This is a genomic window from Vibrio gigantis, assembly GCF_024347515.1.
Lineage (GTDB): Bacteria > Pseudomonadota > Gammaproteobacteria > Enterobacterales > Vibrionaceae > Vibrio > Vibrio gigantis.
Map to the genome: position 1 here is coordinate 1,839,383 of NZ_AP025492.1, position 19,248 is coordinate 1,858,630.

At 53.6% G+C, this 19,248-nt stretch carries 1 protein-coding gene (running past one end of the window); it reads right to left on the minus strand.

Features of this window, described 5'->3' with window-relative positions:
* Positions 1 to 19,248: the 3' portion of a VCBS domain-containing protein gene (locus OCV56_RS08385; protein WP_261901406.1), read on the minus strand. Its footprint extends 10,599 nt past the window's final position; only the last 19,248 of its 29,847 coding nucleotides appear in the window; its start codon lies off the right edge, out of view; its stop codon occupies positions 1 to 3.

Sequence of the window (19,248 nt, forward strand, 5' to 3'; positions counted from 1 at the left end):
TTATTGGTCTGGTAAGTTCACAAAGAGCTGATTAACCAAGTTACTCAAATCGCTACTTATCACACTGCCATCACCTTGAGCGTTCACAGAATCAAACTGATTTCCCGTATTATCGAGGACAATCGTTTGTGTCTGGCCGCTATTACCCGCATCTTCAGAAATAGTGATAACCAAATCTTTATCTCCGCCACCATTATCAACTTTCTCAATAGTGATATGCTCAAGTAGATCTGACATTGTATTTTCAGTAGGCAGCAATAGTGAAATATCTAAGTGGTCTTCACCTAAAGCAAAATCGGTAATGGTATCAACATCACCTCGGAAAGGCTCATCGACCCATTTGAACAAATCGTCGTCCTCCCCTCCGGTCAAAATATCATCTCCAATTCCACCAATTAGTGTATCGTCACCACCTTGGCCATAGAGGATATCATCGCCTAATCCACCGGTAATGGTATCATCGCCACCACGCGTATCGCTGTCTGCATTAAACAACTCATGGTTATCTTTAATATATTCGTAGATTTCCATGTCTGTAGGTTCTGTACCATTCAACATCTGTAAGAACGTTGTTAGAGCTTCCATACCCGAACCATCAGCTAACTCATCTGGACGAACAAGGCCATTATCACCCCATGGCAAGTTATCTGTATTGATAACATCACCAAACAAAATGTCGTTGCCGGCACCGCCGCTTAGGTCATCATTACCTACAGGTAGTAGCGTAATTTCGTTGCTACCTTCCTCAAGTGCGGCATCTAAGCCTTGACTTGACTGAACGATTTCAACGTCGCCTGTCGTACTTGTTACCGTCTTGATTGCAAAGTTGTCTAAGTATACGTCTGCAGTATATCCGCTTTGGTCTTCATAAACAGAGAGTACTAACTGGTACTTACCTTCATGAAGTAGATCTGTTTCAATCGAGCCAGTACTACTTCCAGATGAGACACTTACCCATGCTTGAGTTTGTTCATCAAACTTCTGAACACTCCAGCCAAACACATCGCCGCCACCAAAATAGCTACCCTGTGATGCATCGAATGTCAGTACTGACGCTTCGCCGCTAGCAACAACAAACTCAGGGCTGATCATCGAAGCTGAGCTATTAATATCACCCGTATCGGTTAGCAAGATGCTTGAGTTAGTCAGTACTGCTGTGCCACCGGAAACCGCAAAGTTCTCAAGGCTCCAAGGTTCACCGGTACTAGAGCTAAAGTTTGCAAGTTGCGTTGTAGTTGATGAATACGTGTACGAAGAACCATTGTCACTAACGAAGTGCTCTAATATTTCAGAATCAATACCATCTCCGATACCTATCGTTCTAACTTTTGATACATCCGCTAGCTCATCGAAAGCAGTAACAGAATCAGCAAACTCATCAAATTGGGTAGTAGAGCCGCTGCTGTTTGAACTGTTCGACACAGTTGGTTTCCCATCAGTTAAGAAGAACGTTAAGTTTTCATAACTCGATGGTTGGTCATCATCAGCAAACCAACCTTTAGCAGAATCAAACGCAGACTCATAGTTAGTTGCGCCATCCGCAGTCAAATCATTGATCGCTGAGTTAACTGTCTGCTCTAAGTCTGACTCTTCTAAGTTCTGCAAGTCTATTTCTATACTCGCGCTCGACTCGAAACCAATTAACGCTAAATTAATAATACCTGGATGAGACGCGATATCTGCCAACATAGCAATGAGTGACGCTTTAACCGCATCTAACTTCGACTGGCTGCTATTACTATTGAGTGCGTCTCTCATACTTCCCGACGTATCAACAACCAAAGCAATATTATAGTTAGTTGGTGCGACAGAGTTATCAACTACACCACCAGTATCGCCAAACAACACATCATCACCGCTAAAGCCGATGATCGTGTTATCTCCGTTTTCGCTGCCTGAGCTAGGCGCAATTACGGTACCGGTTTGAGTGTCAGCAAACACTTCTGAGTCAACAGCTTGCCCTTGGTCATCGACCTCGTAAGCACCTGCTGTAACAGTCAGAACTGGCGCTGTATCGACTGGTGCTTCAACAATGACTGTTAACTTCCCTTCACTATCTAACTCAGCTGGATCAATAACCCAGGTTCCATCAGCTTGTTTAGTACCTGTCGAGAGTGTTACATCGGAAGGTACATCACTCACGACCAATGAACTTACTTGCTCGCTACCGTCGTTGTCATTTAGATCGATATCAATGTTAAGTTCATAAACCTCAGCAACTTTAACTAGGTTACCGCTCTGAACTTCAAACTTGCCGTCAGAGAAATACAACGACTCGATACTATAAAAGTCGTGATTTGCATTCCCTGTTCCAGTATGAGTTAAGCGAAAATCTGGAGCTCCGACTGTACTAAAGGTGTAGTCTGTACTTTGGCCTGTTAGGTAAGCTACATCATTGCCTGAACCACCATAGTATGCGGTGCTCGTTGTTGGGCTACGTGAAATAAGAACATCATCGCCAGATTCTCCAGTATCATCTCCCAACAGGTTAATGCTTGTTGATGCATCTATACCGCCGACCAAAATGTCACTACCGTCGCCGCCTTGTAGGTTTTCAGAAACAACGCCAAGACCACCGTCATTGCCGACAATAATGTCATCGCCTTCTCGGCCAAGTACCTGCATATGATCGCCACTGTTGTATACAACAGTATCATTGCCACCAAGGGCATCTAGCCAAGCACCACTTGTAGTCTGAAGATGGTTGTCGTCGCCATCAGCAGTTGGGTCTACTGTCTTGTTCGCCAAGCTAGATTCAATGCTTGCAACAATAGAGTCAGCAACATTTCCACTAACACTGGTTAAATTGGCGGCAACCGCCAATCCATTACTAATTGGCGCAACTGTTGCTGTTACCGTTGCACTACTAGTCAGACCTGAACTATCAACAATGGTATATGTGAACGACGCACTACCCGTCACATTACTATTTGGCGTGAAGGAGATCTCACCACTGTTTTGATCGTATAAGACTGTTCCATCAACTGAACTAAATCCATCCGCGACAATCGTAAAGGTGTCACCGGTATTTGGATCGTAATCGTTAGCAAGAAGCAGTGACGAATCTACAGTTAAAGTTTCACCCTCTTTTACAGACAGAACATCACCAATCAATGGGAAGTCATTTAAGTCATGCTCACCATTGTTGTAATTACCATTGCCATCAACCGTACCAAGATTGATGTCTAGATTAGCAGCGCCACCTTGGTCCCAATAAACGATTTCAATTGAATGATAACCATCACTGTCAATCGTAAATGCATCATGCAAAGCAGTAGTAGATGACTGATTCTGATCAACAGTAGCAACTGCCACACCATCAATTAATATCGTGTAGCCATCATCAGCGGTCACTTTAAATGCATAATCACCGACTTCTAAATAGACTGAACCACTCATTTGAACAACACCGTCAGTATGAGCACCAACTGCACCTTCTACAGAGCCAGAGTCATCATTTAAGAAGTCTTCAAACTGACTTTGAGAGCTCAAGCCATTGTTATTTCCATTTAGCGTATAGTTGATATCTTTGGCGTCGAAGGTTAGGTCAGCTTCTTTGCTAGCAATAACATTCAACGCATCTTGAACCGAATCAATATTGCCATTAACACTATCATTTGAGCTGTAATAGTATCCAGATAGACCACCAAAGACAGACACGGTGTCGTCTTGAGCAACTGGATTAGCATTAGTTGTATTTGGTGTAATAGTAAGTTGAGCGACTTCGTCACTAATTAGACCGCTAGAATCCACTGACTGATAATCAATTTCTTCAGAGAGATCAGCACTAACTACATCAACGCCTTTAAGCGTGATATTGGAGTTCTTATTAGGACTATCAGAACCATCCTGAGTAGTGAATACTCTTAATTCTGTAAACCCTCCATCGACTTCGATGTTAACTGTCGCATTCCCGTTGCTATCGATAGTTAGTCCGTTTTCACCAGACTCATCACTATCAAAGTAGAAAGTCCCAACGACATTACCATTTTCATCAAGTGCAATAGCTTCGATGCGGCCACCGGCGTTATTACCAGCAAAATAATTGCCATATACACTGCCAAACTCAATGTTAGCTTCAGTAATAGAAGCACCAGTCGCAGAGTAATCTATAGAAATGTACTCTTGGGACCCACCAGTTACAACGTCAAGTTCACCTTGCGTAGAATTAGCATTCTTCGAAACCCCAAACCCATCCTCTTGGCCGCTATCATCATAAACTAGGTAGCCAGGTGTACTACTAATATTGTCGCCAACAGGAGACGCACCGTTGTAAAGTCCCGCACTAATAACAACACTACTCTCTAGATAGCTAACGCTAGAGGTGCCACTTCCTACTTGATTTTCGAAAGTACTAGCAACGAAATCTAAGTTATCGACAGCATTCTGGTCTTGCTCGTATTCGATTTGAGCATCACTACTGATAATGTCACCAGCTTCAATCAATACTTTGTTTCCACCACTGACGTCATAAAGATTGCCAAATAAAGGCTCTTCAAGAATCTTAACATCAACAGGTGTACCGGCAGTGTCATCTTCGATGTCCCCAACGTTATCTTGAGAACCAGACTGACCACCATCAAACGTAAAGAACGCTTCATCTTGGTTGTCTAAGGTTACTGAGAAGTCGTTGGCTGTTGGCACATCGTTGCTGCCCGTGATGTTCACGGTGATCGTTTCGCTCGCCGTGCCATCTTTTGAGGTCACAACCAAGCTGTCCGTTGCCGCATCGTTGGCATTCAGAGCATCGGCTTTGCTTTCATCTAGCGTATAAGTCCACGCGCCTGTGCTGGCGTTGAACGTGAACGTGCCGTAAGTACCTTCTAGGCTCGCTGGCTCTTGGAACACAGCTTCGCCATCGTCCACATCGCTTACGGTCAACTGACCACTTGCGCTGTTGTCGCCGGCCACGTCTTTACCCGCTTCCACAACCGTGGTGTCTTCACTGTCCGACGCGGTGATGGTCGCACCATCGTTGCTGCCCGTGATGTTCACGGTGATCGTTTCGCTCGCCGTGCCATCTTTTGAGGTCACAACCAAGCTGTCCGTTGCCGCATCGTTGGCATTCAGAGCATCGGCTTTGCTTTCATCTAGCGTATAAGTCCACGCGCCTGTGCTGGCGTTGAACGTGAACGTGCCGTAAGTACCTTCTAGGCTCGCTGGCTCTTGGAACACAGCTTCGCCATCGTCCACATCGCTTACGGTCAACTGACCACTTGCGCTGTTGTCGCCGGCCACGTCTTTACCCGCTTCCACAACCGTGGTGTCTTCACTGTCCGACGCGGTGATGGTCGCACCATCGTTGCTGCCCGTGATGTTCACGGTGATCGTTTCGCTCGCCGTGCCATCTTTTGAGGTCACAACCAAGCTGTCCGTTGCCGCATCGTTGGCATTCAGAGCATCGGCTTTGCTTTCATCTAGCGTATAAGTCCACGCGCCTGTGCTGGCGTTGAACGTGAACGTGCCGTAAGTACCTTCTAGGCTCGCTGGCTCTTGGAACACAGCTTCGCCATCGTCCACATCGCTTACGGTCAACTGACCACTTGCGCTGTTGTCGCCGGCCACGTCTTTACCCGCTTCCACAACCGTGGTGTCTTCACTGTCCGACGCGGTGATGGTCGCACCATCGTTGCTGCCCGTGATGTTCACGGTGATCGTTTCGCTCGCCGTGCCATCTTTTGAGGTCACAACCAAGCTGTCCGTTGCCGCATCGTTGGCATTCAGAGCATCGGCTTTGCTTTCATCTAGCGTATAAGTCCACGCGCCTGTGCTGGCGTTGAACGTGAACGTGCCGTAAGTACCTTCTAGGCTCGCTGGCTCTTGGAACACAGCTTCGCCATCGTCCACATCGCTTACGGTCAACTGACCACTTGCGCTGTTGTCGCCGGCCACGTCTTTACCCGCTTCCACAACCGTGGTGTCTTCACTGTCCGACGCGGTGATGGTCGCACCATCGTTGCTGCCCGTGATGTTCACGGTGATCGTTTCGCTCGCCGTGCCATCTTTTGAGGTCACAACCAAGCTGTCCGTTGCCGCATCGTTGGCATTCAGAGCATCGGCTTTGCTTTCATCTAGCGTATAAGTCCACGCGCCTGTGCTGGCGTTGAACGTGAACGTGCCGTAAGTACCTTCTAGGCTCGCTGGCTCTTGGAACACAGCTTCGCCATCGTCCACATCGCTTACGGTCAACTGACCACTTGCGCTGTTGTCGCCGGCCACGTCTTTACCCGCTTCCACAACCGTGGTGTCTTCACTGTCCGACGCGGTGATGGTCGCACCATCGTTGCTGCCCGTGATGTTCACGGTGATCGTTTCGCTCGCCGTGCCATCTTTTGAGGTCACAACCAAGCTGTCCGTTGCCGCATCGTTGGCATTCAGAGCATCGGCTTTGCTTTCATCTAGCGTATAAGTCCACGCGCCTGTGCTGGCGTTGAACGTGAACGTGCCGTAAGTACCTTCTAGGCTCGCTGGCTCTTGGAACACAGCTTCGCCATCGTCCACATCGCTTACGGTCAACTGACCACTTGCGCTGTTGTCGCCGGCCACGTCTTTACCCGCTTCCACAACCGTGGTGTCTTCACTGTCCGACGCGGTGATGGTCGCACCATCGTTGCTGCCCGTGATGTTCACGGTGATCGTTTCGCTCGCCGTGCCATCTTTTGAGGTCACAACCAAGCTGTCCGTTGCCGCATCGTTGGCATTCAGAGCATCGGCTTTGCTTTCATCTAGCGTATAAGTCCACGCGCCTGTGCTGGCGTTGAACGTGAACGTGCCGTAAGTACCTTCTAGGCTCGCTGGCTCTTGGAACACAGCTTCGCCATCGTCCACATCGCTTACGGTCAACTGACCACTTGCGCTGTTGTCGCCGGCCACGTCTTTACCCGCTTCCACAACCGTGGTGTCTTCACTGTCCGACGCGGTGATGGTCGCACCATCGTTGCTGCCCGTGATGTTCACGGTGATCGTTTCGCTCGCCGTGCCATCTTTTGAGGTCACAACCAAGCTGTCCGTTGCCGCATCGTTGGCATTCAGAGCATCGGCTTTGCTTTCATCTAGCGTATAAGTCCACGCGCCTGTGCTGGCGTTGAACGTGAACGTGCCGTAAGTACCTTCTAGGCTCGCTGGCTCTTGGAACACAGCTTCGCCATCGTCCACATCGCTTACGGTCAACTGACCACTTGCGCTGTTGTCGCCGGCCACGTCTTTACCCGCTTCCACAACCGTGGTGTCTTCACTGTCCGACGCGGTGATGGTCGCACCATCGTTGCTGCCCGTGATGTTCACGGTGATCGTTTCGCTCGCCGTGCCATCTTTTGAGGTCACAACCAAGCTGTCCGTTGCCGCATCGTTGGCATTCAGAGCATCGGCTTTGCTTTCATCTAGCGTATAAGTCCACGCGCCTGTGCTGGCGTTGAACGTGAACGTGCCGTAAGTACCTTCTAGGCTCGCTGGCTCTTGGAACACAGCTTCGCCATCGTCCACATCGCTTACGGTCAACTGACCACTTGCGCTGTTGTCGCCGGCCACGTCTTTACCCGCTTCCACAACCGTGGTGTCTTCACTGTCCGACGCGGTGATGGTCGCACCATCGTTGCTGCCCGTGATGTTCACGGTGATCGTTTCGCTCGCCGTGCCATCTTTTGAGGTCACAACCAAGCTGTCCGTTGCCGCATCGTTGGCATTCAGAGCATCGGCTTTGCTTTCATCTAGCGTATAAGTCCACGCGCCTGTGCTGGCGTTGAACGTGAACGTGCCGTAAGTACCTTCTAGGCTCGCTGGCTCTTGGAACACAGCTTCGCCATCGTCCACATCGCTTACGGTCAACTGACCACTTGCGCTGTTGTCGCCGGCCACGTCTTTACCCGCTTCCACAACCGTGGTGTCTTCACTGTCCGACGCGGTGATGGTCGCACCATCGTTGCTGCCCGTGATGTTCACGGTGATCGTTTCGCTCGCCGTGCCATCTTTTGAGGTCACAACCAAGCTGTCCGTTGCCGCATCGTTGGCATTCAGAGCATCGGCTTTGCTTTCATCTAGCGTATAAGTCCACGCGCCTGTGCTGGCGTTGAACGTGAACGTGCCGTAAGTACCTTCTAGGCTCGCTGGCTCTTGGAACACAGCTTCGCCATCGTCCACATCGCTTACGGTCAACTGACCACTTGCGCTGTTGTCGCCGGCCACGTCTTTACCCGCTTCCACAACCGTGGTGTCTTCACTGTCCGACGCGGTGATGGTCGCACCATCGTTGCTGCCCGTGATGTTCACGGTGATCGTTTCGCTCGCCGTGCCATCTTTTGAGGTCACAACCAAGCTGTCCGTTGCCGCATCGTTGGCATTCAGAGCATCGGCTTTGCTTTCATCTAGCGTATAAGTCCACGCGCCTGTGCTGGCGTTGAACGTGAACGTGCCGTAAGTACCTTCTAGGCTCGCTGGCTCTTGGAACACAGCTTCGCCATCGTCCACATCGCTTACGGTCAACTGACCACTTGCGCTGTTGTCGCCGGCCACGTCTTTACCCGCTTCCACAACCGTGGTGTCTTCACTGTCCGACGCGGTGATGGTCGCACCATCGTTGCTGCCCGTGATGTTCACGGTGATCGTTTCGCTCGCCGTGCCATCTTTTGAGGTCACAACCAAGCTGTCCGTTGCCGCATCGTTGGCATTCAGAGCATCGGCTTTGCTTTCATCTAGCGTATAAGTCCACGCGCCTGTGCTGGCGTTGAACGTGAACGTGCCGTAAGTACCTTCTAGGCTCGCTGGCTCTTGGAACACAGCTTCGCCATCGTCCACATCGCTTACGGTCAACTGACCACTTGCGCTGTTGTCGCCGGCCACGTCTTTACCCGCTTCCACAACCGTGGTGTCTTCACTGTCCGACGCGGTGATGGTCGCACCATCGTTGCTGCCCGTGATGTTCACGGTGATCGTTTCGCTCGCCGTGCCATCTTTTGAGGTCACAACCAAGCTGTCCGTTGCCGCATCGTTGGCATTCAGAGCATCGGCTTTGCTTTCATCTAGCGTATAAGTCCACGCGCCTGTGCTGGCGTTGAACGTGAACGTGCCGTAAGTACCTTCTAGGCTCGCTGGCTCTTGGAACACAGCTTCGCCATCGTCCACATCGCTTACGGTCAACTGACCACTTGCGCTGTTGTCGCCGGCCACGTCTTTACCCGCTTCCACAACCGTGGTGTCTTCACTGTCCGACGCGGTGATGGTCGCACCATCGTTGCTGCCCGTGATGTTCACGGTGATCGTTTCGCTCGCCGTGCCATCTTTTGAGGTCACAACCAAGCTGTCCGTTGCCGCATCGTTGGCATTCAGAGCATCGGCTTTGCTTTCATCTAGCGTATAAGTCCACGCGCCTGTGCTGGCGTTGAACGTGAACGTGCCGTAAGTACCTTCTAGGCTCGCTGGCTCTTGGAACACAGCTTCGCCATCGTCCACATCGCTTACGGTCAACTGACCACTTGCGCTGTTGTCGCCGGCCACGTCTTTACCCGCTTCCACAACCGTGGTGTCTTCACTGTCCGACGCGGTGATGGTCGCACCATCGTTGCTGCCCGTGATGTTCACGGTGATCGTTTCGCTCGCCGTGCCATCTTTTGAGGTCACAACCAAGCTGTCCGTTGCCGCATCGTTGGCATTCAGAGCATCGGCTTTGCTTTCATCTAGCGTATAAGTCCACGCGCCTGTGCTGGCGTTGAACGTGAACGTGCCGTAAGTACCTTCTAGGCTCGCTGGCTCTTGGAACACAGCTTCGCCATCGTCCACATCGCTTACGGTCAACTGACCACTTGCGCTGTTGTCGCCGGCCACGTCTTTACCCGCTTCCACAACCGTGGTGTCTTCACTGTCCGACGCGGTGATGGTCGCACCATCGTTGCTGCCCGTGATGTTCACGGTGATCGTTTCGCTCGCCGTGCCATCTTTTGAGGTCACAACCAAGCTGTCCGTTGCCGCATCGTTGGCATTCAGAGCATCGGCTTTGCTTTCATCTAGCGTATAAGTCCACGCGCCTGTGCTGGCGTTGAACGTGAACGTGCCGTAAGTACCTTCTAGGCTCGCTGGCTCTTGGAACACAGCTTCGCCATCGTCCACATCGCTTACGGTCAACTGACCACTTGCGCTGTTGTCGCCGGCCACGTCTTTACCCGCTTCCACAACCGTGGTGTCTTCACTGTCCGACGCGGTGATGGTCGCACCATCGTTGCTGCCCGTGATGTTCACGGTGATCGTTTCGCTCGCCGTGCCATCTTTTGAGGTCACAACCAAGCTGTCCGTTGCCGCATCGTTGGCATTCAGAGCATCGGCTTTGCTTTCATCTAGCGTATAAGTCCACGCGCCTGTGCTGGCGTTGAACGTGAACGTGCCGTAAGTACCTTCTAGGCTCGCTGGCTCTTGGAACACAGCTTCGCCATCGTCCACATCGCTTACGGTCAACTGACCACTTGCGCTGTTGTCGCCGGCCACGTCTTTACCCGCTTCCACAACCGTGGTGTCTTCACTGTCCGACGCGGTGATGGTCGCACCATCGTTGCTGCCCGTGATGTTCACGGTGATCGTTTCGCTCGCCGTGCCATCTTTTGAGGTCACAACCAAGCTGTCCGTTGCCGCATCGTTGGCATTCAGAGCATCGGCTTTGCTTTCATCTAGCGTATAAGTCCACGCGCCTGTGCTGGCGTTGAACGTGAACGTGCCGTAAGTACCTTCTAGGCTCGCTGGCTCTTGGAACACAGCTTCGCCATCGTCCACATCGCTTACGGTCAACTGACCACTTGCGCTGTTGTCGCCGGCCACGTCTTTACCCGCTTCCACAACCGTGGTGTCTTCACTGTCCGACGCGGTGATGGTCGCACCATCGTTGCTGCCCGTGATGTTCACGGTGATCGTTTCGCTCGCCGTGCCATCTTTTGAGGTCACAACCAAGCTGTCCGTTGCCGCATCGTTGGCATTCAGAGCATCGGCTTTGCTTTCATCTAGCGTATAAGTCCACGCGCCTGTGCTGGCGTTGAACGTGAACGTGCCGTAAGTACCTTCTAGGCTCGCTGGCTCTTGGAACACAGCTTCGCCATCGTCCACATCGCTTACGGTCAACTGACCACTTGCGCTGTTGTCGCCGGCCACGTCTTTACCCGCTTCCACAACCGTGGTGTCTTCACTGTCCGACGCGGTGATGGTCGCACCATCGTTGCTGCCCGTGATGTTCACGGTGATCGTTTCGCTCGCCGTGCCATCTTTTGAGGTCACAACCAAGCTGTCCGTTGCCGCATCGTTGGCATTCAGAGCATCGGCTTTGCTTTCATCTAGCGTATAAGTCCACGCGCCTGTGCTGGCGTTGAACGTGAACGTGCCGTAAGTACCTTCTAGGCTCGCTGGCTCTTGGAACACAGCTTCGCCATCGTCCACATCGCTTACGGTCAACTGACCACTTGCGCTGTTGTCGCCGGCCACGTCTTTACCCGCTTCCACAACCGTGGTGTCTTCACTGTCCGACGCGGTGATGGTCGCACCATCGTTGCTGCCCGTGATGTTCACGGTGATCGTTTCGCTCGCCGTGCCATCTTTTGAGGTCACAACCAAGCTGTCCGTTGCCGCATCGTTGGCATTCAGAGCATCGGCTTTGCTTTCATCTAGCGTATAAGTCCACGCGCCTGTGCTGGCGTTGAACGTGAACGTGCCGTAAGTACCTTCTAGGCTCGCTGGCTCTTGGAACACAGCTTCGCCATCGTCCACATCGCTTACGGTCAACTGACCACTTGCGCTGTTGTCGCCGGCCACGTCTTTACCCGCTTCCACAACCGTGGTGTCTTCACTGTCCGACGCGGTGATGGTCGCACCATCGTTGCTGCCCGTGATGTTCACGGTGATCGTTTCGCTCGCCGTGCCATCTTTTGAGGTCACAACCAAGCTGTCCGTTGCCGCATCGTTGGCATTCAGAGCATCGGCTTTGCTTTCATCTAGCGTATAAGTCCACGCGCCTGTGCTGGCGTTGAACGTGAACGTGCCGTAAGTACCTTCTAGGCTCGCTGGCTCTTGGAACACAGCTTCGCCATCGTCCACATCGCTTACGGTCAACTGACCACTTGCGCTGTTGTCGCCGGCCACGTCTTTACCCGCTTCCACAACCGTGGTGTCTTCACTGTCCGACGCGGTGATGGTCGCACCATCGTTGCTGCCCGTGATGTTCACGGTGATCGTTTCGCTCGCCGTGCCATCTTTTGAGGTCACAACCAAGCTGTCCGTTGCCGCATCGTTGGCATTCAGAGCATCGGCTTTGCTTTCATCTAGCGTATAAGTCCACGCGCCTGTGCTGGCGTTGAACGTGAACGTGCCGTAAGTACCTTCTAGGCTCGCTGGCTCTTGGAACACAGCTTCGCCATCGTCCACATCGCTTACGGTCAACTGACCACTTGCGCTGTTGTCGCCGGCCACGTCTTTACCCGCTTCCACAACCGTGGTGTCTTCACTGTCCGACGCGGTGATGGTCGCACCATCGTTGCTGCCCGTGATGTTCACGGTGATCGTTTCGCTCGCCGTGCCATCTTTTGAGGTCACAACCAAGCTGTCCGTTGCCGCATCGTTGGCATTCAGAGCATCGGCTTTGCTTTCATCTAGCGTATAAGTCCACGCGCCTGTGCTGGCGTTGAACGTGAACGTGCCGTAAGTACCTTCTAGGCTCGCTGGCTCTTGGAACACAGCTTCGCCATCGTCCACATCGCTTACGGTCAACTGACCACTTGCGCTGTTGTCGCCGGCCACGTCTTTACCCGCTTCCACAACCGTGGTGTCTTCACTGTCCGACGCGGTGATGGTCGCACCATCGTTGCTGCCCGTGATGTTCACGGTGATCGTTTCGCTCGCCGTGCCATCTTTTGAGGTCACAACCAAGCTGTCCGTTGCCGCATCGTTGGCATTCAGAGCATCGGCTTTGCTTTCATCTAGCGTATAAGTCCACGCGCCTGTGCTGGCGTTGAACGTGAACGTGCCGTAAGTACCTTCTAGGCTCGCTGGCTCTTGGAACACAGCTTCGCCATCGTCCACATCGCTTACGGTCAACTGACCACTTGCGCTGTTGTCGCCGGCCACGTCTTTACCCGCTTCCACAACCGTGGTGTCTTCACTGTCCGACGCGGTGATGGTCGCACCATCGTTGCTGCCCGTGATGTTCACGGTGATCGTTTCGCTCGCCGTGCCATCTTTTGAGGTCACAACCAAGCTGTCCGTTGCCGCATCGTTGGCATTCAGAGCATCGGCTTTGCTTTCATCTAGCGTATAAGTCCACGCGCCTGTGCTGGCGTTGAACGTGAACGTGCCGTAAGTACCTTCTAGGCTCGCTGGCTCTTGGAACACAGCTTCGCCATCGTCCACATCGCTTACGGTCAACTGACCACTTGCGCTGTTGTCGCCGGCCACGTCTTTACCCGCTTCCACAACCGTGGTGTCTTCACTGTCCGACGCGGTGATGGTCGCACCATCGTTGCTGCCCGTGATGTTCACGGTGATCGTTTCGCTCGCCGTGCCATCTTTTGAGGTCACAACCAAGCTGTCCGTTGCCGCATCGTTGGCATTCAGAGCATCGGCTTTGCTTTCATCTAGCGTATAAGTCCACGCGCCTGTGCTGGCGTTGAACGTGAACGTGCCGTAAGTACCTTCTAGGCTCGCTGGCTCTTGGAACACAGCTTCGCCATCGTCCACATCGCTTACGGTCAACTGACCACTTGCGCTGTTGTCGCCGGCCACGTCTTTACCCGCTTCCACAACCGTGGTGTCTTCACTGTCCGACGCGGTGATGGTCGCACCATCGTTGCTGCCCGTGATGTTCACGGTGATCGTTTCGCTCGCCGTGCCATCTTTTGAGGTCACAACCAAGCTGTCCGTTGCCGCATCGTTGGCATTCAGAGCATCGGCTTTGCTTTCATCTAGCGTATAAGTCCACGCGCCTGTGCTGGCGTTGAACGTGAACGTGCCGTAAGTACCTTCTAGGCTCGCTGGCTCTTGGAACACAGCTTCGCCATCGTCCACATCGCTTACGGTCAACTGACCACTTGCGCTGTTGTCGCCGGCCACGTCTTTACCCGCTTCCACAACCGTGGTGTCTTCACTGTCCGACGCGGTGATGGTCGCACCATCGTTGCTGCCCGTGATGTTCACGGTGATCGTTTCGCTCGCCGTGCCATCTTTTGAGGTCACAACCAAGCTGTCCGTTGCCGCATCGTTGGCATTCAGAGCATCGGCTTTGCTTTCATCTAGCGTATAAGTCCACGCGCCTGTGCTGGCGTTGAACGTGAACGTGCCGTAAGTACCTTCTAGGCTCGCTGGCTCTTGGAACACAGCTTCGCCATCGTCCACATCGCTTACGGTCAACTGACCACTTGCGCTGTTGTCGCCGGCCACGTCTTTACCCGCTTCCACAACCGTGGTGTCTTCACTGTCCGACGCGGTGATGGTCGCACCATCGTTGCTGCCCGTGATGTTCACGGTGATCGTTTCGCTCGCCGTGCCATCTTTTGAGGTCACAACCAAGCTGTCCGTTGCCGCATCGTTGGCATTCAGAGCATCGGCTTTGCTTTCATCTAGCGTATAAGTCCACGCGCCTGTGCTGGCGTTGAACGTGAACGTGCCGTAAGTACCTTCTAGGCTCGCTGGCTCTTGGAACACAGCTTCGCCATCGTCCACATCGCTTACGGTCAACTGACCACTTGCGCTGTTGTCGCCGGCCACGTCTTTACCCGCTTCCACAACCGTGGTGTCTTCACTGTCCGACGCGGTGATGGTCGCACCATCGTTGCTGCCCGTGATGTTCACGGTGATCGTTTCGCTCGCCGTGCCATCTTTTGAGGTCACAACCAAGCTGTCCGTTGCCGCATCGTTGGCATTCAGAGCATCGGCTTTGCTTTCATCTAGCGTATAAGTCCACGCGCCTGTGCTGGCGTTGAACGTGAACGTGCCGTAAGTACCTTCTAGGCTCGCTGGCTCTTGGAACACAGCTTCGCCATCGTCCACATCGCTTACGGTCAACTGACCACTTGCGCTGTTGTCGCCGGCCACGTCTTTACCCGCTTCCACAACCGTGGTGTCTTCACTGTCCGACGCGGTGATGGTCGCACCATCGTTGCTGCCCGTGATGTTCACGGTGATCGTTTCGCTCGCCGTGCCATCTTTTGAGGTCACAACCAAGCTGTCCGTTGCCGCATCGTTGGCATTCAGAGCATCGGCTTTGCTTTCATCTAGCGTATAAGTCCACGCGCCTGTGCTGGCGTTGAACGTGAACGTGCCGTAAGTACCTTCTAGGCTCGCTGGCTCTTGGAACACAGCTTCGCCATCGTCCACATCGCTTACGGTCAACTGACCACTTGCGCTGTTGTCGCCGGCCACGTCTTTACCCGCTTCCACAACCGTGGTGTCTTCACTGTCCGACGCGGTGATGGTCGCACCATCGTTGCTGCCCGTGATGTTCACGGTGATCGTTTCGCTCGCCGTGCCATCTTTTGAGGTCACAACCAAGCTGTCCGTTGCCGCATCGTTGGCATTCAGAGCATCGGCTTTGCTTTCATCTAGCGTATAAGTCCACGCGCCTGTGCTGGCGTTGAACGTGAACGTGCCGTAAGTACCTTCTAGGCTCGCTGGCTCTTGGAACACAGCTTCGCCATCGTCCACATCGCTTACGGTCAACTGACCACTTGCGCTGTTGTCGCCGGCCACGTCTTTACCCGCTTCCACAACCGTGGTGTCTTCACTGTCCGACGCGGTGATGGTCGCACCATCGTTGCTGCCCGTGATGTTCACGGTGATCGTTTCGCTCGCCGTGCCATCTTTTGAGGTCACAACCAAGCTGTCCGTTGCCGCATCGTTGGCATTCAGAGCATCGGCTTTGCTTTCATCTAGCGTATAAGTCCACGCGCCTGTGCTGGCGTTGAACGTGAACGTGCCGTAAGTACCTTCTAGGCTCGCTGGCTCTTGGAACACAGCTTCGCCATCGTCCACATCGCTTACGGTCAACTGACCACTTGCGCTGTTGTCGCCGGCCACGTCTTTACCCGCTTCCACAACCGTGGTGTCTTCACTGTCCGACGCGGTGATGGTCGCACCATCGTTGCTGCCCGTGATGTTCACGGTGATCGTTTCGCTCGCCGTGCCATCTTTTGAGGTCACAACCAAGCTGTCCGTTGCCGCATCGTTGGCATTCAGAGCATCGGCTTTGCTTTCATCTAGCGTATAAGTCCACGCGCCTGTGCTGGCGTTGAACGTGAACGTGCCGTAAGTACCTTCTAGGCTCGCTGGCTCTTGGAACACAGCTTCGCCATCGTCCACATCGCTTACGGTCAACTGACCACTTGCGCTGTTGTCGCCGGCCACGTCTTTACCCGCTTCCACAACCGTGGTGTCTTCACTGTCCGACGCGGTGATGGTCGCACCATCGTTGCTGCCCGTGATGTTCACGGTGATCGTTTCGCTCGCCGTGCCATCTTTTGAGGTCACAACCAAGCTGTCCGTTGCCGCATCGTTGGCATTCAGAGCATCGGCTTTGCTTTCATCTAGCGTATAAGTCCACGCGCCTGTGCTGGCGTTGAACGTGAACGTGCCGTAAGTACCTTCTAGGCTCGCTGGCTCTTGGAACACAGCTTCGCCATCGTCCACATCGCTTACGGTCAACTGACCACTTGCGCTGTTGTCGCCGGCCACGTCTTTACCCGCTTCCACAACCGTGGTGTCTTCACTGTCCGACGCGGTGATGGTCGCACCATCGTTGCTGCCCGTGATGTTCACGGTGATCGTTTCGCTCGCCGTGCCATCTTTTGAGGTCACAACCAAGCTGTCCGTTGCCGCATCGTTGGCATTCAGAGCATCGGCTTTGCTTTCATCTAGCGTATAAGTCCACGCGCCTGTGCTGGCGTTGAACGTGAACGTGCCGTAAGTACCTTCTAGGCTCGCTGGCTCTTGGAACACAGCTTCGCCATCGTCCACATCGCTTACGGTCAACTGACCACTTGCGCTGTTGTCGCCGGCCACGTCTTTACCCGCTTCCACAACCGTGGTGTCTTCACTGTCCGACGCGGTGATGGTCGCACCATCGTTGCTGCCCGTGATGTTCACGGTGATCGTTTCGCTCGCCGTGCCATCTTTTGAGGTCACAACCAAGCTGTCCGTTGCCGCATCGTTGGCATTCAGAGCATCGGCTTTGCTTTCATCTAGCGTATAAGTCCACGCGCCTGTGCTGGCGTTGAACGTGAACGTGCCGTAAGTACCTTCTAGGCTCGCTGGCTCTTGGAACACAGCTTCGCCATCGTCCACATCGCTTACGGTCAACTGACCACTTGCGCTGTTGTCGCCGGCCACGTCTTTACCCGCTTCCACAACCGTGGTGTCTTCACTGTCCGACGCGGTGATGGTCGCACCATCGTTGCTGCCCGTGATGTTCACGGTGATCGTTTCGCTCGCCGTGCCATCTTTTGAGGTCACAACCAAGCTGTCCGTTGCCGCATCGTTGGCATTCAGAGCATCGGCTTTGCTTTCATCTAGCGTATAAGTCCACGCGCCTGTGCTGGCGTTGAACGTGAACGTGCCGTAAGTACCTTCTAGGCTCGCTGGCTCTTGGAACACAGCTTCGCCATCGTCCACATCGCTTACGGTCAACTGACCACTTGCGCTGTTGTCGCCGGCCACGTCTTTACCCGCTTCCACAACCGTGGTGTCTTCACTGTCCGACGCGGTGATGGTCGCACCATCGTTGCTGCCCGTGATGTTCACGGTGATCGTTTCGCTCGCCGTGCCATCTTTTGAGGTCACAACCAAGCTGTCCGTTGCCGCATCGTTGGCATTCAGAGCATCGGCTTTGCTTTCATCTAGCGTATAAGTCCACGCGCCTGTGCTGGCGTTGAACGTGAACGTGCCGTAAGTACCTTCTAGGCTCGCTGGCTCTTGGAACACAGCTTCGCCATCGTCCACATCGCTTACGGTCAACTGACCACTTGCGCTGTTGTCGCCGGCCACGTCTTTACCCGCTTCCACAACCGTGGTGTCTTCACTGTCCGACGCGGTGATGGTCGCACCATCGTTGCTGCCCGTGATGTTCACGGTGATCGTTTCGCTCGCCGTGCCATCTTTTGAGGTCACAACCAAGCTGTCCGTTGCCGCATCGTTGGCATTCAGAGCATCGGCTTTGCTTTCATCTAGCGTATAAGTCCACGCGCCTGTGCTGGCGTTGAACGTGAACGTGCCGTAAGTACCTTCTAGGCTCGCTGGCTCTTGGAACACAGCTTCGCCATCGTCCACATCGCTTACGGTCAACTGACCACTTGCGCTGTTGTCGCCGGCCACGTCTTTACCCGCTTCCACAACCGTGGTGTCTTCACTGTCCGACGCGGTGATGGTCGCACCATCGTTGCTGCCCGTGATGTTCACGGTGATCGTTTCGCTCGCCGTGCCATCTTTTGAGGTCACAACCAAGCTGTCCGTTGCCGCATCGTTGGCATTCAGAGCATCGGCTTTGCTTTCATCTAGCGTATAAGTCCACGCGCCTGTGCTGGCGTTGAACGTGAACGTGCCGTAAGTACCTTCTAGGCTCGCTGGCTCTTGGAACACAGCTTCGCCATCGTCCACATCGCTTACGGTCAACTGACCACTTGCGCTGTTGTCGCCGGCCACGTCTTTACCCGCTTCCACAACCGTGGTGTCTTCACTGTCCGACGCGGTGATGGTCGCACCATCGTTGCTGCCCGTGATGTTCACGGTGATCGTTTCGCTCGCCGTGCCATCTTTTGAGGTCACAACCAAGCTGTCCGTTGCCGCATCGTTGGCATTCAGAGCATCGGCTTTGCTTTCATCTAGCGTATAAGTCCACGCGCCTGTGCTGGCGTTGAACGTGAACGTGCCGTAAGTACCTTCTAGGCTCGCTGGCTCTTGGAACACAGCTTCGCCATCGTCCACATCGCTTACGGTCAACTGACCACTTGCGCTGTTGTCGCCGGCCACGTCTTTACCCGCTTCCACAACCGTGGTGTCTTCACTGTCCGACGCGGTGATGGTCGCACCATCGTTGCTGCCCGTGATGTTCACGGTGATCGTTTCGCTCGCCGTGCCATCTTTTGAGGTCACAACCAAGCTGTCCGTTGCCGCATCGTTGGCATTCAGAGCATCGGCTTTGCTTTCATCTAGCGTATAAGTCCACGCGCCTGTGCTGGCGTTGAACGTGAACGTGCCGTAAGTACCTTCTAGGCTCGCTGGCTCTTGGAACACAGCTTCGCCATC